At 64.5% G+C, this 23543-nt stretch carries 22 protein-coding genes and 1 tRNA gene; 8 read left to right on the top strand and 15 right to left on the bottom strand.

The annotated features are described in order from the left end of the window. Positions 1–217: 217 nt before the first annotated feature. The 10 genes from E5554_RS17795 to E5554_RS17750 all read right to left on the bottom strand — a co-directional run bounded on the left by E5554_RS17795 (position 218) and on the right by E5554_RS17750 (position 7867). Positions 218–1165, bottom strand: coding sequence for a hemolysin family protein (locus E5554_RS17795; RefSeq protein ID WP_004207601.1), 948 nt, complete (start codon positions 1163–1165; stop codon positions 218–220). A 69-nt stretch (positions 1166–1234) separates the two neighbouring features. Further along, positions 1235–1744 carry an rRNA maturation RNase YbeY gene (gene ybeY, locus E5554_RS17790; protein WP_010336026.1) on the bottom strand — a complete coding sequence of 170 codons (510 nt, stop codon included), beginning with the start codon at positions 1742–1744 and terminating at the stop codon, positions 1235–1237. A gap of 24 nt (positions 1745–1768) precedes the next feature. Next, positions 1769–2770, bottom strand: coding sequence for a PhoH family protein (locus tag E5554_RS17785; protein WP_010336027.1), 1002 nt, complete (start codon positions 2768–2770; stop codon positions 1769–1771). A 101-nt stretch (positions 2771–2871) separates the two neighbouring features. Beyond that, a complete protein-coding gene (gene miaB / locus E5554_RS17780; RefSeq protein WP_136187603.1) occupies positions 2872–4236 on the bottom strand; it encodes a tRNA (N6-isopentenyl adenosine(37)-C2)-methylthiotransferase MiaB in 1365 nt (454 codons plus the stop codon). 9 nt (positions 4237–4245) lie between these two features. After that, positions 4246–5004, bottom strand: a complete 759-nt coding sequence (locus E5554_RS17775) for a lysophospholipid acyltransferase family protein (RefSeq protein WP_136187602.1) — start codon at positions 5002–5004, stop codon at positions 4246–4248. Between the two features lie 4 nt (positions 5005–5008). Beyond that, positions 5009–5431 (bottom strand): Fur family transcriptional regulator, encoded by a 423-nt coding sequence (locus E5554_RS17770; RefSeq protein ID WP_004207596.1) that lies wholly within the window; start codon positions 5429–5431, stop codon positions 5009–5011. A 126-nt stretch (positions 5432–5557) separates the two neighbouring features. Next, a complete protein-coding gene (locus E5554_RS17765; protein WP_004207595.1) occupies positions 5558–5983 on the bottom strand; it encodes a MucR family transcriptional regulator in 426 nt (141 codons plus the stop codon). A 111-nt stretch (positions 5984–6094) separates the two neighbouring features. Beyond that, entirely contained in the window at positions 6095–6577 is a 483-nt protein-coding gene (locus E5554_RS17760) for a GNAT family N-acetyltransferase (protein ID WP_037511585.1), read from the bottom strand. Continuing rightward, positions 6574–7200 (bottom strand): tRNA (adenosine(37)-N6)-threonylcarbamoyltransferase complex dimerization subunit type 1 TsaB, encoded by a 627-nt coding sequence (gene tsaB / locus E5554_RS17755; protein WP_168708736.1) that lies wholly within the window; start codon positions 7198–7200, stop codon positions 6574–6576. Before tsaB ends, E5554_RS17760 begins: the two co-directional genes overlap by 4 nt. Before the next feature lie 88 nt (positions 7201–7288). Then, complete coding sequence (locus tag E5554_RS17750) at positions 7289–7867, bottom strand: NifU family protein (RefSeq protein WP_136187601.1); 579 nt, start codon at positions 7865–7867, stop codon at positions 7289–7291. 105 nt (positions 7868–7972) lie between these two features. Here E5554_RS17750 and E5554_RS17745 point away from each other — a divergent pair, with 105 nt between their 5' ends. From E5554_RS17745 to E5554_RS17735, 3 genes are all read left to right on the top strand, one after another. Next, positions 7973–8443 carry a pyridoxamine 5'-phosphate oxidase family protein gene (locus E5554_RS17745; protein ID WP_136187600.1) on the top strand — a complete coding sequence of 157 codons (471 nt, stop codon included), beginning with the start codon at positions 7973–7975 and terminating at the stop codon, positions 8441–8443. A 279-nt stretch (positions 8444–8722) separates the two neighbouring features. Continuing rightward, positions 8723–10153, top strand: coding sequence for a DEAD/DEAH box helicase (locus E5554_RS17740; RefSeq protein ID WP_004207589.1), 1431 nt, complete (start codon positions 8723–8725; stop codon positions 10151–10153). Positions 10154–10361: 208 nt separating this feature from the next. Continuing rightward, the gene (locus E5554_RS17735; RefSeq protein ID WP_136187599.1) at positions 10362–13259 is read left to right on the top strand and encodes a M16 family metallopeptidase; all 2898 of its coding nucleotides are present in this window, start codon (positions 10362–10364) and stop codon (positions 13257–13259) included. 9 nt (positions 13260–13268) lie between these two features. Here the strand turns inward: E5554_RS17735 and E5554_RS23120 are convergent, their stop codons facing one another. Further along, positions 13269–13439, bottom strand: coding sequence for a hypothetical protein (locus E5554_RS23120; protein WP_168708735.1), 171 nt, complete (start codon positions 13437–13439; stop codon positions 13269–13271). 227 nt (positions 13440–13666) lie between these two features. Here E5554_RS23120 and E5554_RS17730 point away from each other — a divergent pair, with 227 nt between their 5' ends. After that, entirely contained in the window at positions 13667–14947 is a 1281-nt protein-coding gene (locus tag E5554_RS17730; RefSeq protein ID WP_281729006.1) for an amidohydrolase family protein, read from the top strand. A 47-nt stretch (positions 14948–14994) separates the two neighbouring features. Here the strand turns inward: E5554_RS17730 and E5554_RS17725 are convergent, their stop codons facing one another. After that, complete coding sequence (locus tag E5554_RS17725) at positions 14995–15582, bottom strand: TetR/AcrR family transcriptional regulator (RefSeq protein WP_004207585.1); 588 nt, start codon at positions 15580–15582, stop codon at positions 14995–14997. Positions 15583–15698: 116 nt separating this feature from the next. Here E5554_RS17725 and E5554_RS17720 point away from each other — a divergent pair, with 116 nt between their 5' ends. The 4 genes from E5554_RS17720 to E5554_RS17705 all read left to right on the top strand — a co-directional run bounded on the left by E5554_RS17720 (position 15699) and on the right by E5554_RS17705 (position 22145). After that, positions 15699–16907 carry an efflux RND transporter periplasmic adaptor subunit gene (locus E5554_RS17720; RefSeq protein WP_010336036.1) on the top strand — a complete coding sequence of 403 codons (1209 nt, stop codon included), beginning with the start codon at positions 15699–15701 and terminating at the stop codon, positions 16905–16907. A gap of 3 nt (positions 16908–16910) precedes the next feature. Next, positions 16911–20090, top strand: coding sequence for an efflux RND transporter permease subunit (locus E5554_RS17715; RefSeq protein ID WP_004207583.1), 3180 nt, complete (start codon positions 16911–16913; stop codon positions 20088–20090). 2 nt (positions 20091–20092) lie between these two features. Continuing rightward, entirely contained in the window at positions 20093–21511 is a 1419-nt protein-coding gene (locus tag E5554_RS17710; RefSeq protein WP_185705428.1) for an efflux transporter outer membrane subunit, read from the top strand. A 94-nt stretch (positions 21512–21605) separates the two neighbouring features. Then, on the top strand, positions 21606–22145 hold the full coding sequence (locus tag E5554_RS17705) for a methylated-DNA--[protein]-cysteine S-methyltransferase (protein ID WP_136187597.1): 540 nt from the start codon (positions 21606–21608) through the stop codon (positions 22143–22145). Between the two features lie 117 nt (positions 22146–22262). Here the strand turns inward: E5554_RS17705 and E5554_RS17700 are convergent. From E5554_RS17700 to nth, 3 genes are all read right to left on the bottom strand, one after another. Then, positions 22263–22339 (bottom strand) — tRNA-Arg (locus E5554_RS17700). A gap of 75 nt (positions 22340–22414) precedes the next feature. After that, positions 22415–22801 carry a hypothetical protein gene (locus E5554_RS17695; protein WP_125986749.1) on the bottom strand — a complete coding sequence of 129 codons (387 nt, stop codon included), beginning with the start codon at positions 22799–22801 and terminating at the stop codon, positions 22415–22417. Between the two features lie 78 nt (positions 22802–22879). After that, complete coding sequence (gene nth, locus E5554_RS17690; RefSeq protein ID WP_069338244.1) at positions 22880–23539, bottom strand: endonuclease III; 660 nt, start codon at positions 23537–23539, stop codon at positions 22880–22882. Positions 23540–23543 lie beyond the last annotated feature (4 nt).

Raw genomic sequence — 23543 nt, 5'->3', positions numbered from 1 at the left:
AACCATTTCGAACTTTCCTTCTCCCGCCAGCGGGAGAAGGATATGAAGCCTTGCCGGCAAAGCCGGCTAGGCGAAGTTGGATGAGGGCTGCTTACTCCAGAAGACCCTCACTCTCCCACGCCTTCGGTGCGGGCCCCTTCCTCTCCCGTTAACGGGAGAGGAATTGCGTAACATCCGCTCGCTACTGAATATCACTACTATAGCGAAGGCTTTACCCTCAGGCCTCTTCTGCTTCCAGTTCCTGCTCGACCGGCGGGTGGAGCCGCAGGCGGGTGACGCGGCGGCCGTCGCTGGCCAGGACTTCCAGTTTCCAGCCGCTCTGTTCGTGCGGGATGATCTCGCCCGGTTCGGGGACGCGGCCGGCGAGCACGAAGGCGAGGCCGCCCAGCGTGTCGACATCTTCCTCGATCTCGCCCAGACGCGGGTCGATTTCCTCGGCGACGTCGTCCAGTTCGGCGCGGGCGTCGGCATCCCACATGCCGCCTTCCAGCGGCACCAGCATCGCTTCGGGCGCGTCGTCATGCTCGTCCTCGACCTCGCCGACGATTTCCTCGACCAGATCCTCGAAGGTCAGCAGCCCTTCGGTGCCCGAATATTCGTCGAGCACGATGGCCAGATGGGTGCGCTTGGCGCGCATTTCGGCGAGCAGGTCGAGCGCGCCCATGCTTTCGGGCACATAGAGCGGCTGGCGGATCAGCGGCGCCAGCGTGTCGGGCACCGGCGCCTTGCCGGCGAGGATGGCGAAGGCATCGCGGATATGGACCATGCCGACGATCGTATCGAGCGTCTCGCGATAGACCGGGATGCGGCTATGACCGGCCTCGGCGAACAGTTCCGCCAGTTCGGCGAAGCTCGCCTTTTCCTCGATCGCGACGATGTCGGCGCGGGGCAGGGCGACGTCGTCGACCGTATGTTCGGAAAAATGCAGCAGGTTGCGGACCATCTGCCGCTCGATCGCGGACAGATCGCCCTTGGCAGGCGGGGCCGCGCCCTCTTCCTGCTCTTCCTCATCATATTCGTCGAGCGCCTCTTCCAGTTCCTTGCGGAGGCTGGGGGCTTCATTCTCGCCGAACAGGAGCGACTTCAGGCCGCTCCATAAACCGCCCTCGTTACTACTGTCCGCTTCCTTGGAACCGGCGCTATCCTTCGGGCTGCCTTCAGCCATCTTACTTCCTATTCCCCTGTTTCAGAACATTGTCGAAGCCGGTGATAGACCGGATCCGAATAAGCATGATCAACCATTGTCCCGATCCCCATAGGGATCGGCCAGGCCAAGGCTGAGGAGCGCGCGGATTTCCAGCGCTTCCATCGCCTCGGCTTCATTGTCGTCCATATGGTCATATCCAAGCAAATGAAAAGTCCCGTGGACGATCAGATGCGTGGCATGGTCGGCGACCGATATGCCCTTTTCCGCGGCTTCGGCGGCGCAGACCCCCTCGGCCAGCACGATATCGCCCAGCAGAACCTCACCATCGTCGGTGTTCGCCGTCACTTCCAGCAGGTCTTCCTGCACCATCGGGAAGGACAGGACGTTGGTCGGCTTGTCCTTCTCGCGATAGGCGCGGTTGAGCTGATGCACCTCATCATCGTCGGTCAGCTTGACCGCAACTTCATAGAGGGTGGAGTCGGTCGCGAAGGCGGCATAGGGACTGTGCGCAATGGCGGCCGAAACCGCCTGTTGCGCGAGAAATTCCCAGTCCGTGCCGGGCCAGCCTTCTTCATGAAGGACAGCGACTTCGATCATATTGTTAAGATCCGTTGTGAAGATTTAGGCATCCGGCCCCTCATAGGCCTGGACGATGCGGCCGACCACCGGATGGCGCACGACGTCGCCAATGCCGAAGGGGACCATGGCGATGCCCTCGACCCCGTCCAGCCGCGCGACCGCGTCGGCCAGGCCCGAAATGCCCGGCTGCGGCAGGTCGACCTGCTTGGGATCGCCGCAGATGACCATGCGGCTGCCTTCGCCAAAGCGGGTCAGGAACATCTTCATCTGGGCGATGGTGGTGTTCTGCGCCTCGTCCAGCACGATGAAGGCATTGGCCAGCGTCCGGCCGCGCATGAAGGCGAGCGGGGCGATCTCGATCTCGCCGCTGGCGATGCGCCGTTCGACCTGTTCGGCCGGCAGCGTGTCGTGCAGCGCATCGTAGATCGGCCGCAGATAGGGATCGACCTTTTCCTTCATGTCGCCGGGCAGGAAGCCGAGCTTCTCGCCCGCCTCGACAGCGGGACGGGAGAGGATCAGGCGGTCGACGCTGCCGGTGATGAGCTGGCTGACCGCCTGGGCAACTGCCAGATAGGTCTTGCCGGTGCCTGCCGGGCCAAGCGCGAAGATGATGTCGTTCCGGGTCAGCGCCTCCATATAGGCGACCTGGGTGGCGGAACGGGGGACGATCGTCTTCTTGCGGGTGCGGATCATCACCTTGGGCGGTTCGGCGACGTCATGGCGGATGATGCCGTCCAGCGTCGGTTCGGCCGACATGGCGATCACGGCTTCCACTGCGCCATTGTCGATTTCCTGCCCGGCGACGATGCGGTTGTAGAGGCCGGTCATCACGTCACGGGCGCGGGCAGCGGCTTCGGCCTCGCCCTCGATCTGCAGCTTGTTGCCGCGCGCGGCGATATAGACGCCCAGGCGGTTCTCGATCGCAACCAGATTCTGGTCATATTGGCCGAACAGCGCACCCAGAAGATGCGGCTTCTCGAACGTCACTTCCAGGCGCGCGCGCTCGGCAATGTCGGTGCGGGGATGGTGCGGTTTCTTGCCCATTCAAAAGCCTCCCTGGCTCGTCATGCATCTCGTAAGGACCGGCAGGCGCCGTGGGTCGGGGAGATGGCTTCCCGGCTGTGCGGGAATGACGAGGCTTTGGTTCAAGCGGCTTTCCTCCTGCTGATTTCGCCGGCCAGGCTGTTCGGGCCGGCGCTGATGATATCGACATCGACCATGTCGCCAATGCCATATTCGGGCGCGGTGACATGGACGGATTGCAGCCAGGGCGTCTTGCCGATCAGCTGGCCGGGATAGCGGCCCTTGCGTTCGAGCAGGATGCTGGTGGTGCGGCCCACCGTGGCGCTGTTGAAATCGACCTGATGGCGGTTGATCGCGGCCTGCAGCCGGGCCAGCCGTTCGTCCATCACCGCCGCCGGGATCTGGTGATCCATGTCCGCCGCCGGGGTGCCGGGGCGGGGGCTATATTTGAAGGAATAGCATTGTGCATAGCGCACTTGATCGACGATCTTCAGAGTATCTTCGAACTCTGCGTCGGTCTCGCCGGGGAAGCCGACGATGAAATCGCCCGACAAGGCGATGTCCGGCCGGGCCTCGCGCACGCGCTCGATGATGCGCAGATAGCTGTCGACCGTGTGGCTGCGGTTCATGGCCTTGAGGATACGGTCATTGCCCGATTGCACCGGCAGGTGGAGGAAGGGCATCAGCTTGGGCTCGTCGCCATGGGCGGCGATCAGGCCGTCACTCATGTCGTTGGGGTGGCTGGTGGTGTAGCGGATGCGCTCCAGCCCGCCGAGCTTCGCCAGTTCGCGGGCCAGGCCATCCATGCCCTGCATCCGGCCCTTGTCATCCTCGCCGGTCCAGGCATTGACGTTCTGACCCAGCAGGGTGATCTCGCGCACGCCGCCATCGACCAGCGCCTTGGCCTCGTCCAGGATCGCGGTCCAGCTGCGGCTGATTTCCGCGCCGCGGGTATAGGGCACGACGCAATAGGTGCAGAATTTGTCGCAGCCTTCCATGATCGTCAGGAAGGCGGTCGGCCGGGGCTGCTTGGTGCGGCCGGGCAGGGCGGCGAACTTGGAATTGGCCGGCATGTCGGTGTCGACCGCATCCTCGCCGCGCTGCGCCTTGCCAATCAGGTCGGGCAGGCGGTGATAGGCCTGCGGGCCGACGACGATGTCGACATTACGGGCGCGGCGCTGGATCTCGCCGCCTTCGGCCTGGGCGACGCAGCCGGCAACGGCGATCATCGGGCGCGTGCCATCCTCGCGGGTCAGGCGGCCAATGTCGGAATAGACCTTGTCCACCGCCTTTTCGCGGATGTGGCAGGTGTTGAGAATGACGAGGTCGGCCTCTGCGCCATCGGCAGCAGCGGTCATGCCGCGCTCGCCCAGCATTTCGGCCATGCGTTCGCCATCATAGACGTTCATCTGGCAGCCGAAGGATTTGACCTGGAAGGTGGCCGGGCCCTTGCCGGCTTTATGTTCGGGGGCGTCGTTACGATTCATGCCGTCCAGCTATACAGGCGCTTGGCCCGAAGAGGAAGGTGGCAGGTGCGCGGCAATGCTCGCGGCGATCCGCTGGTGCGCGGTGGCGGCCAATACCTTGCGATCGGCGCAACTGGCCGGGTCGAACGGCTCCAGGAACCGGATGGTGACGGGCAGGCGGCCCTTGCGCTCAAGCAGCCGCTTCGCATTGGCGCCGGCGGGCTCGTCGCCATGCCAGGCGATTTCCGCCGTGGCCGCGCCATAATCGATATGGACCGGCTGGATCATCACCGCGCGCGGCGGCGGCATCAGCACGGCGAGCAGCGAGGGCTTGAAGGGCAGCAGGCCACTGCCATCGCTGGTCGTGCCTTCAGGGAAGAGGGCAATGGGCTGATGACCGGCGAGCGCGGCGCGCAGCGCATCGAGCTGGCCCGACAGGCTGCCGCGCTTCTCACGCGAGACGAACAAAGTGTTGTTCTGGGCCGCGAGCCAGCCGATCACCGGCCAGCTGGCAATGCCGTCATGGGCGACGAAAGCGGCGCCGGTGGCGTCAGCCAGGGCGAGAATGTCGATCCAGCTGACATGATTGGCGACCAGGAACATGTCGCTGTCGACCGGGCGCCCCTCCATCCGGACGCGGGCGCCGACCGAGCGGGCCGCCATCCCCAGGAAGCGGCGCGGCCAGGGGGATGGACGGCGAAGCAGGCGCCACAAGAGGTGCGGGGGCAGGCAGAGCAGCAGGCTGCCCAGCAGGGCGGCGATGCGGCCTGCCCGGCGCAATGGCGCCAAGGCGTCAGTCCTTGCGGTCGAGGGCGACGCCGTACAGTTCCATGCGGTGGTCGACCAGGCGGAAGCCGAGCTTTTCGGCGATCTGCTTCTGCAGCAGTTCCAGTTCGGGGTCGACGAATTCGATGACGTTGCCGGTTTCGACGTCGATCAGATGGTCATGATGCGATTCCGGGGCGGCTTCGTAGCGGGCGCGGCCGTCGCCAAAATCGTGGCGCTCCAGAATGCCGGCTTCCTCGAACAGGCGCACGGTGCGGTAGACGGTGGCGATCGAGATGCCCGGATCGATGGTGGACGCGCGCTTGTGCAGTTCCTCGACATCGGGGTGATCGGTCGCGTCGCTCAGCACCTGGGCGATGACCCGGCGCTGTTCGGTGATGCGCAGGCCCTTTTCGTGGCAAAGGGCTTCGACGTCGATCTTGCGGTTCATGCGGGGGGCTGGCTCGCTTCAAAAATGGAAAAGTCGGACATTGCCTAGCCGCTTTTGTTCCAACGGAAAAGGGGCGCATCGTCGATGCGCCCCTTTCGCAATAGGTAAATGCCGAAGTTGTGGGGCTTATTTGCCGCCACGGGTCCGGCGGCGCTTGGTGCCCAGGCCGATCTTCTTGGCCAGCGAGCGGCGCTGTTCGGCATAATTGGGGGCGACCATCGGGTAATCGGCGGGCAGGCCCCACTTGGCGCGATAATCTTCGGGGGTCATCTGATAATGGGTCATCAGGTGACGCTTGAGCATCTTCAGCTTCTTACCATCTTCCAGACAGATGATGTAATCCGGCTTGATCGATGCGCGCACCGAAACAGCCGGTTCCGGCTTGACTTCGGGGGCGGGCGCCGGGGTCGAAAGACCGGTCAGCGCGGCATGAACATTCTGGATCAGGGTTGCGACGTCGGAAACAGCAACACTGTTGTTCGAGACATGCGCAGCGACAATGTCGGAGGTCAGAGTGACGAGCAGTTCGCTCTGTGCCGATTCGTTTTCCATTTTTCTTGGTTCCTGCAAAGGCTTCTATTGTGCGACCCGCCTGAGGAAATGGATTCAGAGCGGTATATCTTGGCTAGACCCTGTGGCCTGCCTTCGCAAGAGAAGATTGCCTTAAACAAGCATGTCGATGCGAAAACTCAAAGCGTCATGAAGCTTTCCATCATTGCCCCGATAGTAACCGGGGCGACGATGTACATATTCGAAACCAATAGTCTCATAAAGTTTGACCGCCATGTTCGATGCGCGGACTTCCAGGTTCATCGACGTGATGCCGCGGCGACGCGCCAGCGTCAGGCTGTGTCCCAGCAGGGACCGGCCGATGCCACGGCCACGCCACAGCGGATCGACCGCCAGCAGTAGCAGTTCGCATTCATCCAGTACCGAGCGGACCAGGGCGAAGCCGAGCGGGGCCGCATCGACATGGGCGATGGTCAGCCAGGTGCCCGGCATGGTCATGACCCCCGACAATTGGGGCAGGGTCCAGGCCTCGCCGAACAGCGGGTCGAAGGCGCGGGTCATCACTTCCATGGCGTCGGCGAGCGCATTGCGCTCGCCCTCATCATAGGTGTCGAGCGTCAGGCCGGCGGGGATCATGAAGCGGCGCGCTCCGCGATCGTCTTGGCGTCGGCCTCGCGGCCATAGAGCGGGGAGGGGGCAAGTGGCGGCAGCTCTGCGATCAGGCTGTAGCGCGCGGCTTCGGGATAGAGGGTAATCGCGGTGCCGTCGCCGCGCGCGGTGACCAGCGCCTCGGCCCCGGTGCCGTAAAATTGCGCCATGTCGAGCTGGGTCGCGAGCGTGGCGATCGGCGTGGAGGCGGGCTGGGTCGTGGCGGTGCGGCCATCGGCCTCGAACAATTGCCAGAAGAGTTCGCCATGGCCGCCGGTGATGGTGACGGCGACCGGGCCGTCCCGATGGTCGAGCGCCGCCATCGCGGCGATCAGCGAAAAGGCGCTATAGCCATGGAGCGGCACCGACCAGGCGAGTGCCAAAGCGCGGGCGGCGGCGATGCCGATGCGCACGCCGGTGAAGCTGCCCGGCCCGACATCGACCGCGATCGCATCGGCGCGCCCGCCATCGGGCAGCGCGGCGATAGCGGGCAGCAGCGCCTCGGCATGGCCGCGGCCGACGATTTCATGAAAATGGCCGATTGGCTGGCCGTCTTCCAGCAGCGCAACGGACAGCGCCTGTGTGGCCGTGTCGATGACCAATATGCGCAAATTCACTCCCCCGAAGCCGCGGTGCCGATATGGATATGGCTGCGGTTAATCGATCCGGGGCGATTTGCCAAATCCGGTCATCGCAGCGTCAGACCGCGCGGACTTCCGTCACTTCCGGCACATAATGTTTGAGCAGCTGCTCGATGCCGTTCTTGAGCGTGGCGGAGGAGGAGGGGCAGCCGGCGCAGGCGCCCTGCATGCGCAGATAAACGGTGCCCTTGTCGAAGCCGCGATAGATGATGTCGCCGCCGTCATTGGCGACGGCCGGACGCACGCGGGTTTCGATCAAATCCTTGATCTGGTCGACGATCTCGGCATCTTCCGGATCGTCGGTGAAAGCCTCTTCTTCAGCCGGGACGCTGAAGCCTGCGGCGGTGCCGGCGGCGAACAGCGGCATGTTGGCCGAGAAATGGTCGAGCAGGATCGAGAGAATTTCCGGCTTCACGTCGCTCCACTCGGCGCCCGGCGCGATCGTCACCGAAATGAAGTCGGCGCCGAAGAAGACGCCGGTCACGTCACCCAGACCGAACAGCGCATCAGCCAGCGGCGAGGCTTCCGCCTCTTCGGGGGTGGCGAAGTCGCGGGTGCCCGCAGCGCCCATGACGGCCTGGCCGGGGAGGAATTTGACGGTCGCCGGATTGGGCGTGAGTTCGGTCTCGATCAGCATGGCCGCTATGTGGCGACGTGCGCGCGCGAGATCAAGCGGTCAAACGGAACTTCGGCGGCGTCGAGCCATTTCCTTTGGTGAAGCCCCAGATAAGGAGATGGAAAGATGAGCGACGACAAGGATATTCGCGAACGTTTCTGGACGGATCTGTCGAGCAGCCCGTTCCTGATGGTGGGGTTGCAGGGTGCCCATGCGCACAGCGTGCCGATGACCGCGCAATTGGACAAGGATGCCGATCATTGCTTCTGGTTCTACACCAGTCGCGACAATCGGCTGGCGCCCGGCGGCCCGGCCATGGCGCAGTTCGCGGCGAAGGACCATTATCTGTTCGCCTGCATCAACGGCACGCTGGTGCCGGAGACCGACGAGGCGGTGATCGACCGTTACTGGTCGAAGCAGGTCGAGGCCTGGTATCCGGGCGGACGGCAGGATCCCAACCTGCTGATGCTGCGCTTTGACCTTGGCACGGCGGAGATCTGGCGCGCCGATCTGTCGATCGGCGGCGTGTTCAAGATGATGTTCGGCGGCGATGTCCGTGCGGAGTTGCGCGACAAGCATGCCGAGGTCAGTCTTTAAAGGATTGGCATGATGTTGGGCGGCCGCGGGCGAAATCCCGTGGCCGCTTGCTTTTCGGCGGCATTTGCCCCATATGTGCGGCAGCGCAGCATGGCCCTTGGGGCCCGATAGCGATTGGCAGCGTGATCGTTCCCGGCTCTGACAGGCCCTGGGAACCGGCCAATGACAGTCTGCGCCAAGCTTGAGGCTTCCCTATTCACGCGGGTCGTTTCCTAACCCGCCTTGCGCCCTTGCTGCGTCCGCAGACAGGTTGGCGCCCGGCCGACTTGTGAGTTTCTCATGCATTTCAATGAACTTGGTCTTTCCGAGCCGATCATCAAGGCGCTGACCGCCAAGAAATATGCCGAGCCGACGCCGATCCAGCAAAAGGCCATTCCGGTCCTGCTGGAAGGCCGCGACCTGTGCGGCATCGCCCAGACCGGCACCGGCAAGACCGCAGCCTTCGCGCTGCCCAGCCTCGACTATTTCGCGCGCAATCCCAAGCCGACGCCGATCAAGGGCTGTCGCATGCTGGTGCTGTCGCCGACCCGCGAGCTGGCTGCCCAGATCGCCCAGAGCTTCCGCGACTATGGCCGCTTCCTGCGCCTGTCGGTGGAAACCGTGTTCGGCGGCGTGCCGGTCAACAAGCAGATCCGTGCCCTGTCGGCCGGCGTCGACATCGTCGTCGCCACCCCCGGCCGCCTGCTCGACCTGATCGACCAGCGCGCCTTCACCATCAAGGACACGGAAATCTTCGTCCTCGACGAAGCCGACCAGATGATGGACATGGGCTTCATCCATCCGCTGAAGCGCATCGCCAAGCTGCTGCCGCGCGATCGCCAGAACCTGTTCTTTTCGGCCACCATGCCCAAGGAGATCGAGGCGCTGGCCGGCCAGTTCCTCAATGATCCGGTCAAGGTCAGCGTCGCGCCGCAGTCGACCACGGCCGAGCGCGTCCGCCAGCAGCTGACCTTCGTCAACCAGGCAGAAAAGCAGGCACTGCTGCATATCGTGCTGAAGACCGAGGAGATCGACCGCGCGCTGATCTTCACCCGCACCAAGCATGGCGCCGACCGCGTCGTGCGCTTCCTGGAGGGCGCGGGCATCCAGGCCTTCGCGATCCATGGCAACAAGAGCCAGGCGCAGCGCACCACCGCGCTGCAGGCGTTCCGTCATGGCCATTGCAAGCTGCTGGTCGCGACCGACATCGCCGCGCGCGGCATCGACGTGTCGGGCGTGTCCCACGTCATCAACTTTGAAATCCCGAATGTGCCGGAACAATATGTCCACCGCATCGGCCGGACGGCGCGCGCCGGCGCGGACGGTATCGCCATCAGCTTCGTGGCGGATGATGAACGGCCTTACCTCAAGGCAATCGAGCGGGCGACCAAGGTGAAGCCCGAGATCGTGCCCCTGCCGGAGAATTTCCTGGAGGCCGTGCGCAACCTTCCCAAGCCCGCGCCGCAGCGCAAGGGGCCCAGCCAGAGCCCGGCCCAGCAGGCCAAGCGTGCCGAAGGCCAGCGTCGTTATCAGGAAGGGCAGAAGGCCCAGCGCGGCGCGCCCGACAAGGCTCGCCGTGGTGAAGGGGGCCATCGTGGCGAGGGCGCGCATCGTGGCGAAGGCGATGGTGCCGGCGCCAAGAAGAATTTCCGTCGTCGTCGCGGTGGCGGCGGTGGCGCCGTCGGCACGCACAAGGGCGCGGTCCAGCGCACCGGCGCACCGCGCGGCTAATAGCTGAGGCGTTCCGGGCGCTCCCCCCATGGAGCGTCCGGGACCAACCGGTCTGGCGCGCGCAATTTTGCGTGCGCGCCATATTTTCATTGTCGCATCGCTTGGGGCGCAAGAGCGGTTCCCCCTTCTATGTGCAATGCTCCGATGCCGCGGCGTGACCATCTTTGTCAGTGGTCATTCAGGAAAATGCCGTTAGGCTCCCCTGCCTATGCGTTTGACCTCTCGCCGTTCGGCCGCTTCGCTCACCATTCTTGCCCTGCTTCTGTCGGGCTCTCCCCTGCCGCTGGCGGCCAGGACCGATCCTTCGGTCGCCGGGGCAAAGGCTGCGCCAGGCGGCAGCCAGGCGGATATCCGCCCCTGGCTCTACGAAAATAGTGATGTGCCGATCGACACGGCGTGGCGGTTTGGCACGCTGTCCAACGGGCTGCGCTATGCCATCCGCCGCAACGGCGTGCCGCCGGGGCAGGTGTCGATCCGCCTGCGCATCGACGCCGGATCGCTGATGGAGCGTCCCGATGAGCAGGGCTATGCCCATTTCATGGAGCATCTGTCGATGCGCGGGTCGCGCCATGTGCCCGATGGCGAGTCGAAGCGCATCTGGCAGCGGCTGGGCGTAACCTTCGGCAGCGACAGCAATGCCGCGACCACGCCGACCGGCACCACCTATGCGCTGGACCTGCCCCAAGCCAATCAGGCGAGCCTTGGCGAAAGCCTGAAAATTCTGGCCGGCATGATGACCGACCCCAATATCGTCGACAGCGCGGTCGATGCCGAGCGGGCGGTGGTGCTGGCTGAACGGCGCGAGAGCGACGGGCCGCAGATGCGGATTTCTGACGCCAGCCGCCAGCATTTCTTCGCCGGCCAGCCCTTGGCGGACCATGCGCCGATCGGCACGGTCGCGACGCTCAACGCGGTGACCGCGGCCAAGGCCGAAGCCTTCCACCAGCGCTGGTATCGCCCGGAAAACACGGTGATTGCGATTGCCGGCGATATCGACCCGGCGTTGGCCGAACAGTTGCTCAAGGATAATTTTGCCAGCTGGCAGGATAGCGGCAAGGGGGCCGAGCAGCCCGATTTCGGAGAACCGGACGCCAAGGCGCCGGCTACCCGCGTCGTGGTGGAACCGGGCTCGCCGACGGGCCTCACCATGGCCTGGCTGCGTCCTTGGAAGCCCCATGCCGACACGATCGTCTATAATCAGGACAAGCTGACCGATATGCTGGCGCTGCAGATCGTCAGCCGGCGGCTGGAGCAGGCAGCACGGGCAGGGGGCAGCTTCCTGGCGGCGGGTGTCGATCAGCAGGATATCAGCCGGTCGGCCGACGGCACCTTCATCACCATCACGCCCACCGGCGAGAATTGGGAGAAGGCGCTGGCCGATGTGCGCGCGATCATCGAGGATGCCAAGGCCGCGCCGCCGACCCAGCAGGAAATCGACCGCGAATATGCACAGCTTGACACGGCGCTGGCGATCCAGGTCGAAAATGCCGACACGGAAGCCGGGGCGAAGCAGGCGAGCGATCTGGTGAGCGCGGTGGACATTCGCGAAACCACGGTCAGCCCGCAGGCGGCGCTCGACATCTTCCGTTCTGGCAAGCCGGCGATGACGCCGCAGAAGATACTGGATTGCACCCGCCGCCTCTTTTCCGCCGGGGTGTTCCGGGCGATGCTGATCACCGGCAAGGTCGAGGCGGGGCAGGACCAGAAGCTGGCTGCTGCGCTCGCCGCGCCGGTCAAGGCGGCGACCAATGCTCGGCTGGCCGACAAGGCGGTGACGATGGACGACCTGCCCAAATTCGGTGCGCCCGCGACCGTCGTGTCGCGCACGCCGGTTGGGTTGCAGGGCATGGAGAGCATCACCTTCTCCAATGGCGTCAAGCTGACCTTGTTTGCCAATGATGCGGAGACCGAGAAGGTGCGCATCAATGTCCGCTTCGGTCATGGGCAGCAGGCCTTTTCACCCACCAAGCCGATGGCAAGCTGGGCCGGCGATTATGCGCTGGTAGCGAGCGGCATCGGCAAGCTGGGCCAGCGGGAGCTGGACGACCTGACAAATGGCCGGCGCATGGGCATGCAGTTTTCGACCGACGATGACGCGTTCGAATTGCAGGCGGTGACCCGTCCGGCCGATTACAAGGACCAGTTGCGCCTGTTCGCCGCCAAGCTGTACCAGCCCGGCTGGGATCCCGCGCCGATCGCGCGGGTGAAGACCGGAGCCTCGGTCGCCTACGACGCGATGTCGCGCGCGCCCGATGGCGTATTGGGGCGTGACCTCAACTGGCTGCTGCATGACAAGGATGTGCGGTTCCGTACCCCGTCCAAGGCGGAAATCAACGCGCTGACGCCCGAAAGCTTCCGCCAGACCTGGGAGCCGATCCTGGCTTCGGGGCCGATCGAGATCCAGATTTTCGGCCAGGTGAAGGCCGAAGAAGCGATCCAGGCCGTGGCGGCGACCTTTGGCGCGATGCCGGCTCGCCCGGACGTGCCGGTGCCGGCCGCGAACAAGGTGCAGCGTTTCCCCGCCCATGTCGAACAGCCGGTCATCCTGCGCCATGATGGCGACAAGGAGCAGGCGGCCGCCGTCATGGCCTGGCCGACTTCGGGCGGCTTTGCGCTGACGAAGGAGGCGCGCCAGCTCGAAATCCTGACCCAGATCTTCAATGACCGGTTGTTCGACAAGCTGCGCTCGACCGAGGGCGCTGCCTATTCGCCCAGCGTGCAGAATAGCTGGCCCTTCTCCTATGATAGCGGCGGCTATATCTTGGTGACCAGCCAGGTGCGGCCCGACCGGGTCAATTATTTCTACAGCGTCGTGAAGGAAACGGCTGCCGATCTGGCGAAGACGCCGATCAGCGCCGACGAACTGCAACGGGCGGTGGCGCCGATGCGGCAGTTGCTGATGCGCGCCAGCACCGGCAATGCCTTCTGGATGGGGCAGATGGAGGGATCGACCCATGATCCCCGCTATGTGCAGGCGATGCAGACCATGAGCCAGGATCTGCTCAACGTCACGCCGGCCGATATCCAGGCGCTGGCGACCAAATATCTGGTGCCGGGCAAGAGCTGGTCGGCCGTGGTGCTGCCTCAGGGCGTCGCTGCCAAATAGACGGCTGGATCAGGCGGAGGCGGTTTGCGCGTCCTCCGCCTGCAGCAATTGCTCGTAGAGCCGCGCATATTCCAGATGCATGTTGCGGAGCGCCGGTGTGGCCGATCGCGCCGCCAACTGGCGATTGCGGTCGCGTCGCTGCTCGAAATAGGCGCGGCCGAAATTCGCTTCCAGATCCATGAAATACCTCCCTCGATTGATCCTCCAATGGGCGGGGCGCCAACAGGTTGCGGGCAGGGCAGGGGCTTGCGGTGGACGGGGGTGAAACGGGGGTGGGCGGCGCGATGCCGCCATCCATCTTTGCCCTTGATGCCGGCTGGCCTTGGTCGCTAGGTCAGGGGCTTGGGGCAATGATGATCCGGCCATGCACGGTCTGGACATCGATCGCCCAGGGGGATTTACATCGCATGTTGAAGACTGTCCGGGCATCGGCCATGGCCACCACCATCCTGTTGCCGCTGGCTGCCGCGCCGGCGCTTGCCGAGCAGGTGGTCGTCACTGCGGACCATATGGTCGATGTGCTGGCCGGCAAGACGGTCGATCATCCGGCCATCTTCATCACCGATGGTCGCATTACCGGCATTGCCGACGCGCGCACCGTGCGCTGGGGCAGCGACGTCCGCCATATCGACCTGTCGGGCAAGACCATCCTGCCGGGCCTGATCGACATGCATGTCCATTTGACCAGCCTGGCGGAAGTGGGCGGCTATCAGGGGCTCCGCTACACCGACAGTTTCTGGACCGCTGTGGGCGTCAAGAATGCGCGGATCACGCTGAAGGCCGGTTTTACCACGGTGCGCAATGTCGGGTCGGCCGATTTCGCCGATGTGGGCCTCAAGCAGGCGATCGAGGAGGGGCAGATTGTCGGGCCGCGGATCATTCCGGCCGGCTATGCAATCGGTGCAACTGGCGGCCATTGCGATGGCGGCGGCCTGCCGCCCTCGATGGACCGCAAGGAACCCTCGGTGGTCGACAGCCCGCAAGAGGGCCGCGCCAAGGTGCGCTGGCTGCACAAATATGGCGCCCGCGTGATCAAAATCTGTGCGACCGGCGGCGTCTTCTCGCTGGGCGACGCGGTTGGTGCCCAGCAACTGAGCTTTGACGAGATGAAGGCGATTGCCGACGAGGCGCATATGCTGGGCCTCAAGGTGGCGGCGCACGCCCATGGCAATGACGGTATCCGCACCGCGATCGAGGCCGGGATCGACACGATCGAACATTGCAGCCTGGCCGATGACGAGACGATCAAGCTGGCGGCCAGCAAGAAGACCTGGTTCGACATGGATATCTATAATGACGATTATATCCTGGCGACCGGCACGGCCAATGGCACCGAACAGGAAAGCCTGGACAAGGAAAAGCTGATCGGGCGTCTCCAGCGGGAAACCTTTCGCAAGGCGGTGAAGGCGGGCGTGCCGATGCTGTTCGGCACCGATGCGGGCGTCTATCCCCATGGCGACAATGGCAAGCAGTTCGCCAAGATGGTTGAATGGGGCATGACGCCGATGCAGGCGATCCAGGCGGCGACCGTCAGCGGCGCCAGGGCGCTGGGCTGGGAAGCCGATGTCGGCGCGATTGCCGTCGGCCGCTATGGCGACATCGTCGCGGTGGAGGGTGATCCGCTCAAGGACGTCACCTTGCTGCAGCATGTCAGCGATGTGGTGAAGGGCGGCGAACTGGTGGAGTGATCCGCCGCTGCCGGTTCACGATCGGCGTGAACCGGCTTTCGCTGCGATCAGCGCACGGCCTTCAGGCCTGCCACGATCATCTGGGCGGCGCGCCGGGCCGACGCCTCCGGGCTGAGATTGGGGCGCGACAGGCTGCGATGGCCGAGGCCGAACATGCAGGCCAGGATCATCTCCTCCGCGCCGTCCAGCGCCTCGCCCGAAAGCTCCGGGTTGGCGGCGCAGGCAAAGTCACGAATATCGTCGCGGAAGCGGCCGCACATGGTGCCGATCATCTCGCCGACCGTCGGATTGCGGAAGCTTTCGGCCAGGATGTCGAACGACAGCGCCTCATCCTTTTCGTCAATGACGTGCAGCATCAGTTGCTCGAACGTATCGTCGATGCTCAACTCGCCACTGTCGAGTCGTTTGCGCAGGATATCAACGTCCTCCGCCCACTGGTCGGCGTCGGCATGGACGATAGCCTCGATGATATCTTCCTTTCCTTTGAAAAGCCGATATATTTGCCCCACTGATACCTGTGCGGCGGAAGCGAGTTCGGCCATGGACGTCTGGTGGAAACCATGGCTGTTGAACAGGTCTCGCGCCGCTGCAAGTACACGGTCGCGACTGCTTTTTTCATGCTGCGCTGCAACCATTTTACCCTCGGAAAATTGTTTTTCTCTTGAATTCCCTCTGACAGCTTCTTAGGTGCGCGGCAAGCGGAATGAACGTTCATTCCGGTCCTGCGATATTTATCGGATTGGGAAAATTGATGCAAAAGGGGAACTTCTTCGGATTGCTGGCCTGTGTTTCGGCCCTTGCGCTGAGCGCTTGCGGTCAGGAAGCGCCGCCCGCACCGCCGCCGCCGAGCGTGGGCGTGGTGACGCTCAAGACCGAGTCGGCACCGTTGCTGAACGAACTGCCGGGCCGCATTTCGGCCTTTGAAACGGCTGAAGTCCGGCCGCAGATCAGCGGCGTGATCCGCCGCCGCCTGTTTACCGAAGGCGGCAATGTCCAGGCCGGGCAACTGCTCTACGAGATTGAGGACGCGCCCTATCGCGCGGCGCTCGCCCAGGCCCAGGGCTCGTTGGCCAATGCTCAGGCGGCGATCCGCTCGACCGGGCTGCAGGCGCAGCGCTACAAGGATCTGGTCGGCATCAATGCGGTGTCGAAGCAGGAATATGATGACGCGGCGGCCGCGGCCCAGCAGGCCCGCGCCAATGTTGCGGCGCAGCAGGGCGCGGTGCAGGCAGCGCAGGTGAACCAGAATTTCACCCGCATCCGCGCGCCGATTTCGGGCCGTATCGGCCGTTCGCTGCTGACGCCGGGCGCGCTGGTCCAGACCGGCCAGGCCGATCCGCTGACCACCATCCAGCGCACCGACCGCGTCTATGTCGACGTGACCCAGTCGGCCGCGCAGATCATTGACCTCAAGCAGGCGATGAAGGCAGGCGGCATCAGTGAGGCGCAGGGCGCCCGCATCCAGCTGATCCTGCCCAATGGCAGCGTCTATCCGGGTGAAGGCCGCTTGCAGTTCGCCGATGTGACGGTGGATTCCAGCTCGGGCGCGGTCACGCTGCGCGCGATCTTCCCCAACGCCGACGGCCTGTTGCTGCCGGGCATGTATGTCCGCGCCAAGCTGATCGAGGGTGAGCGCACCCAGGCGATCCTAGCCCCGCAGCAGGGCATTTCGCGCGACGCGCGCGGCCGGGCTACGGCGATGGTCGTTGGCAAGGACAACAAGGTCGAAATGCGCCAGGTCACCGTCGACCGCGCGATCGGCGACAAGTGGATCGTCACCAGCGGCCTGAAGCCGGGCGATCAGCTGATCGTCGAGGGGCTGGTCAATCTGCGCCCCGGCACGGTGGTGAAGCCCGGTGCGCCGCAGCAGGTGACTGCGCCTGAAGGCGGCGCTGCCGCCCAGGGCGGCGCGAAGCCGGCCGCTGCACAAGGCGCGTCGAACGCGGGCGAGGCGCACTAAGCCATGGCCCGCTATTTTATCGACAGGCCCATCTTCGCATGGGTCATCGCCATCGTCATCATGCTGGCGGGCCTGCTCGCGATCCGGTCGCTGCCGGTCGCGCAGTTCCCGGAAATCGCCCCGCCGGCGGTGACGATCCAGACCACCTATCCCGGTGCCAACGCCCAGACGTTGGAAAGCACGACGACGCAGATCATCGAGCAACAGCTCAAGGGCATCGACAATCTGCGCTATTTCTCGTCCACCAGCGATGGTTCGGGCAATCTCAACATCACCCTGACCTTCGAGCAGGGCACCGATCCTGACATTGCGCAGGTGCAGGTGCAGAACAAGCTGTCGCAGGCGACCCCCTTGTTGCCGCAGGAAGTGCAGCAGCAGGGCCTGCGCGTGGGCAAGTCCACGTCGAGCTTCCTGCTCATCATGGCCGCCTATTCGGACGACGGTATCCATGACCAGGAGGACGCGGCGGACTTCATCGCGTCCAGCCTTCAGGATCCGCTGAGCCGCGTCACCGGCGTCGGCGATACCCAGCTGTTCGGTTCGCAATATGCGATGCGCATCTGGCTCGACCCCTACAAGATGGCCAATCTGGGCGTGACCACCGGCGACGTGAAGTCGGCGATCACCGCGCAGAATGCCCAGGTGTCGGCCGGCCAGATCGGTGGTTCGCCCTCGCCCAAGGGCCAGGCGCTCAACGCCACCGTCACCGCCCAGTCGCGCCTGCGCACGCCGGAGGAATTCCAGAATATCCGCCTGCGCAGCAACAGCGACGGTTCGGTCGTGCTGATGAAGGATGTCGCCAAGGTCGAACTGGGCGCGGAAACCTATGGTTTCGGCGTGAAGTTCAACGGCCATCCGGCATCGGGCTTCGGCATCAAGCTGGCACCTGGCGCCAACGCGCTCGACACGGTGGAAGCGGTCAAGGCGCGCGTCGACCAGTTGTCGAAGAATTTCCCCAGCTGGGTCAAATATGACTTCCCGGTCGACAACTCGACCTTCGTCAAGCTGTCGGTGGAGCAGGTGGTCCATACCCTGTTCGAAGCCGTGCTGCTGGTGTTCGTCGTCATGTTCCTGTTCCTGCAGAACTGGCGTGCGACGCTGATCCCGACGATTGCGGTGCCGGTGGTTCTGCTGGGCGCGCTGGCAATCCTCAGCGCAGCCGGCTTCACCATCAACACCCTGACCCTGTTCGGCATGGTGCTGGCGATCGGCCTGCTGGTCGACGACGCGATCGTTGTCGTCGAGAATGTCGAACGTCTGATCCAGGATGAAGGGCTCAGCCCCAAGGAAGCGGCCAAGAAGTCGATGGACGAGATCAGCGGCGCGCTGATCGGCATCGGCCTGGTGCTGTCGGCGGTGTTCCTGCCCATGGCCTTCTTCGGCGGCTCGACCGGCGTCATCTTCCGCCAGTTCTCGATCACCATCGTGTCGTCGATGATCCTGTCGGTGCTGGTCGCGTTGATCCTGACCCCGGCGCTGTGCGCCACCATCCTCAAGCCCGCCTCGCACGGGCATAGCTGGAACGGGCCGATCGGTTCGATCCTCGGCCGCTTCTTCGACTGGTTCAACCGCACCTTCGACAAGGGCGTGGTGCGCTATGGCAAGGGCGTCGAGAAGGTCGAGCGCAGCTGGGTCCGGACCATGCTGGTCTATGGCCTGGTGGTGGTCGGCATGGCCTTCATCTTCCTGCGCCTGCCCAGCGGCTTCCTGCCGGACGAGGACCAGGGCATCATCATCAACCAGGTGTCGCTGCCCGCGGGCACGACGCTGGAAGAGACCGAGCGTGCGCTGGCACGGATGCGCGACCATTATCTGGTCGACGAGAAGAAGAATGTCTCGGCCGTGTTCACGGTCGCCGGCTTCGGCTTCGTGGGCCAGGGCCAGAATGTCGGCATCGTCTTTGCCCGTATGAAGGACTGGCATGAACGGTCGGGTGCGGACAATCGCGTGCCCGCGATCGCCCTGCGCGCCAATATGGCGTTCCAGAAGATCTCTTCGGGCATGGCCTTCGCCTTCGTGCCGCCGGCCGTGCAGGAACTGGGCAATGCGTCCGGTTTCGACTTCCAGCTGCTCGATCAGGCCAATCTTGGTCATGAGAAGCTGCTGGAAGCCCGCAACCAGTTGCTGGGCATGGCGATGGGCGACAAGCGCCTGGCGCAGGTCCGTCCCAATGGCCTGGAAGATACGCCGCAGCTGAAGCTGAATGTGGATCAGGCCGCAGCCGGTGCGCTGGGCATCGCCCAGTCGGACGTCAATGACACGATCAGCACCAATCTGGGCGGATCCTATGTCAACGACTTCATCGACCGCGACCGTGTGAAGCGCGTCTATGTCCAGGCCGATGCGCCGTTCCGTACCTCGGCCGACGCGATCAACGCCTATCATGTGCGTGGCAGCACGGGCGTGATGGCGCCGCTCTCCGCCTTCTCCACCACGGAATGGGTCCAGGGCCCGGCCCGTCTGGAGCGCTACAACGGCGTGCCGTCGATGAACATCCAGGGCGCCCCGGCACCCGGCGTGTCGAGCGGCACCGCGATGCAGGCGATGGAAGAGTTCGCGGCCAAGCTGCCGGCCGGTATCGGCTATGCCTGGAACGGCATTTCCTATGAGGAGCAGACCTCCGGTGGACAGGCGCCCTATGTCTATGCGCTCTCGATGCTGATTGTCTTCCTCTGCCTGGCTGCGCTGTATGAAAGCTGGTCGGTGCCGATCGCGGTCATGCTGGTCGTGCCGCTGGGCGTGCTCGGCGCGGTGATCGCGGCGACGCTGGCGGGCCTCAACAACGACATCTATCTGCAGGTCGGCCTGATCACGACCATCGGCGTGTCGGCGAAGAACGCGATCCTGATCGTGGAATTTGCCGAAGAGAAGATGCGCGAAGGGCTGCCGCCCGCCAAGGCGGCGCTGGAAGCGGGCAAGCTGCGTCTGCGGCCGATCCTGATGACCAGCTTCGCCTTCATCTTCGGCGTGCTGCCGCTGGCCGTGTCGAAGGGCGCGGGTGCGGGTGGCCAGAACGCCATCGGCTGGGCCGTGGTCGGCGGCATGCTGTCCGCCACCGTCCTCGCCATCTTCTTCGTGCCGGTCTTCTTCACCGTGGTGAAGCGGTTGTTCCGCGAACATCATGAAGGGGAAGAACAGCGTAACGCCGACGGTGAAACGCCGAACGCACCGCAGGAGGCATAAGAATGTTGCGTAATATCAAAGCAATGTCGGTCGCCTCTTTGGCGCTGACGCTGGCCGCCTGTGACATGGCGCCCAAATATGCCCGCCCCGAACTGCCGGTGCCGCAGGCCAGCCCCCAGGGGCCGGCCTATGCGGCCGCGGCGGACGGCGGCGCGGCGATCGTACCGGCCGATACCGCCTGGCGCGATTTCTTTACCGACCCGCGCCTGGTGCGGGTGATCGAGACCAGTCTCGCCAACAATCGCGATTTGCGGATCGCGGTGGCCAATGTCGAGCAGGCACGGGCACAGTATAAGGTGCAGCGGGCCGATCTGTTGCCGACCGTCGGGGCCACCGGCACGGCGACCTATTCGGAACAGCCGCTGGTCCAGTTCGGCCAGAGCCAGCGCCTCAACACCGACGTCTATCAGGCGCAGGTCGGCATCTCGTCCTGGGAAATCGACCTGTTCGGTCGGGTGCGCAACCTGACCAAGGCGGCGCAGGAGCAATATTTCGCCTCGGTCGAAAACCGCAATGCGGCCCAGACCGCATTGGTGGCGGAAGTGGCGACGGCCTGGGTGAACATGGCCGCCGATCAGGAATTGCTGTCGATCGCGCGCACGCTGGCGACCGCGTTCAAGGAGACGCTGGACCTCAACAAGGCCCGCTTCGACAAGGGCATCGCGTCCGAACTGGAAGTGCGCGAGGCACAGACCAGCTATGATCAGGCGCGGGCCGCCATCGCCAGCGCTACCACGCTGGTCGCGCAGGACCAGAATGCACTGAACCTGCTGGCGGGCACGACGCTGGGCAGCGAGGATCTGCCCTCGGCCCTGCCGGAAGGCCATGTCACGCTCGACAATCTGCCGGCGGAACTGCCCTCGACCCTGTTGCTGCGCCGGCCCGACATCGCGTCGGCCGAGCATCAACTGATCGCGGCCAACGCCAATATCGGTGCGGCGCGGGCGGCCTTCTTCCCGCAGCTGTCGCTGACGGCGGCGCTGGGCACGGTCAGCCTTGGCCTGTCCGGCCTGTTCAAGTCGGGCAGCGATACCTGGTCGGTGGCGCCCAGTGCGACCCTGCCGATCTTCGACTTCGGCCGGAACAAGGGCAATCTGCGTTACGCCAGGGCGACCTATGACGCGATGCTCGCCACTTATGAAAAGAGCGTGCAGACCGGCTTCCGCGAAGTCGCCGATGCGCTTGCCCGGCGCGGCACGATGACCGATCAGGTCGAGGCGCAGACCTCGCAGCGCGATGCTGCGCGCAAGGCCTATGACCTGACGCAGGCCCGCTTCCGCGCGGGTGTCGACGGCTTCCTGCCGACCCTGGTGTCGCAGCGGACCCTGTCGAGCGCGGAGCAGAGCCTGGTGACGACGCGGCTGGCGCGGCTCACCAACATGATCGAACTGTATCGCGCCATGGGTGGCGGCCTGAAATGATGCTTCCTGCCGCTTGCGGACTTTGACCGCAAGCGGCAGGAAGCGGGGGCGGGGATCATCGCCTATCTCCAGCGATGACGCATGGAGGATGACGATGACCCTGGCCTGTATGACGATGCCCTCGCCGGTCGGCGACCTGACGCTGGTCGCGAGTGACGAAGGATTGATGGCGGTCCTGTGGCCCGACGATGATCCCGCCCGCGTCCGCCTGGGCGCCCGGTCCGAAGCGACCGACCACCCGGTGCTGCGCGACGCGGCTTCCCAGCTATCGGAATATTTCGCCGGCCAGCGGCGGCATTTCTTCATCCCGCTGCATTTTCAGGGCACGGATTTCCAGCGCCAGGTCTGGGCCGCGCTGCTCGACATACCGTTCGGCGAGACGCGCAGCTATGCCGACATCGCCCGCACCATCGGTCGCCCGACCGCGACCCGTGCCGTCGGCGCCGCCAATGGCCGCAACCCGATCTCGATCATCGCGCCCTGTCACCGGGTGGTGGGCAGCAATGGCGCGCTCACCGGCTTTGCCGGCGGCGTCGAGACCAAGAAATATCTGCTCGACCTGGAGCAGGGCGGGGACAATCTTTTTTCGTTCGCGCCAATGCCGCTTGCCGATGCCGGAGCGAGATCGGTTTAGGCCGCCTCGTCATCATGCGTTGATCGCATCACGGCTCAGAAATCGACCAATCGGCGCCAGCGTTCCGTAACGCTAAAATAGGAAACTGCGCGTCAGCCGGCCGATCTATGCGAGGTTTGGTGCACCCAAGTGGATTCGAACCACTGGCCTTTGCCTTCGGAGGGCAACGCTCTATCCAGCTGAGCTATGGGTGCGTGACGCTGGTCAGAAGGGGCGCTTAGCAAAGGGCTTCGAACCGCGCCAGCCACAAAATCACCTGTTCCCGAAACTTATTTCGGGGCCTTCACCATCGGCTGGAATTTGCCCAGGCCACAGCTGGCGCCCGGTTGCAGGCCCGGCCCGGCGTTGAACAGCACGGTGATGATGTCGACCGAACAGAGCTGCGAGATGCTGGTGCGATAGGAAAAGCGTCGCTCGAAGCCCAGGCTGGGGCAGCTGTTGGGGAGGGTGTTGCGGTAGATTTTCTTGCCGCTCACCTCGAAATCGATGGTGCGATCGTCGCGGACGCTGCTCGATCGGATCTGGCTGATCGAGATGCAATCGACCGGATTGCCGCTGGGCACATAGGGATCCGGCTTGTCCTTGGTCTTGGCGAAAGCAGGCGTCAGGCCACAGGCCAGCAGCAGGCCGGCGGTGAGAATGGGGCGGATGGACATTGTCTCTCTCCTTCGTGCTGACAAGACGATTCGCGGAGCTGATTTCCGTACCGATCCTAGCACCGCTGGCCGGCGCGATCAGGCGGCTTTCGCGACGCTGCCGGGTTCCGGCGTCTTGGGCTTGAAGCGGCACAGGTCCGACACGATGCAGCGCCAGCATTCGGGCTTGCGCGCCTTGCAGACATAGCGGCCATGCAGGATCAGCCAGTGATGGGCGTCGCGTCGGAAGGGCTGGGGCACGCGCTTTTCCAGCTTGTCCTCGACCGCCAGCACCGTCTTCCCCGGCGCCAGGCCGGTGCGGTTGCCGACGCGGAAGATATGGGTGTCGACCGCGAAGGTTTCCTGCCCGAAGGCGGTGTTGAGCACGACATTGGCGGTCTTGCGGCCGACGCCGGGCAGGGTCGTCAGCGCGTCGCGATCCTGCGGCACCTCACCGCCGAAATCGCGCACCAATATCTCGGACAGGGCGATGACATTCTTCGCCTTGGTGTTGAACAGGCCGATCGTCTTGATGTGCTGCTTGAGCGCATCCTCGCCCAGATCGACCATCTGCTGGGGCGTTTCGACTTCGCGGAACAGGGCGCGGGTCGCCTTGTTGACGCCGACATCGGTGGCCTGCGCAGACAGGGTGACCGCGACCAGCAGCTGATAGGCATTGCCATATTCCAGCTCCGTTACCGGGGCGGGATTGGCCTCTGCCAGGCGGCTGAAAAAGTCGAAGATCTGGCCCTTGTTCATGGCA

It is taken from the genome of Sphingobium sp. PAMC28499, from assembly GCF_004795815.1.
GTDB lineage: Bacteria > Pseudomonadota > Alphaproteobacteria > Sphingomonadales > Sphingomonadaceae > Sphingobium > Sphingobium yanoikuyae.
Note: the sequence above shows the minus strand (reverse complement) of the source record. Positions and strands in the feature narration are given on the sequence as shown.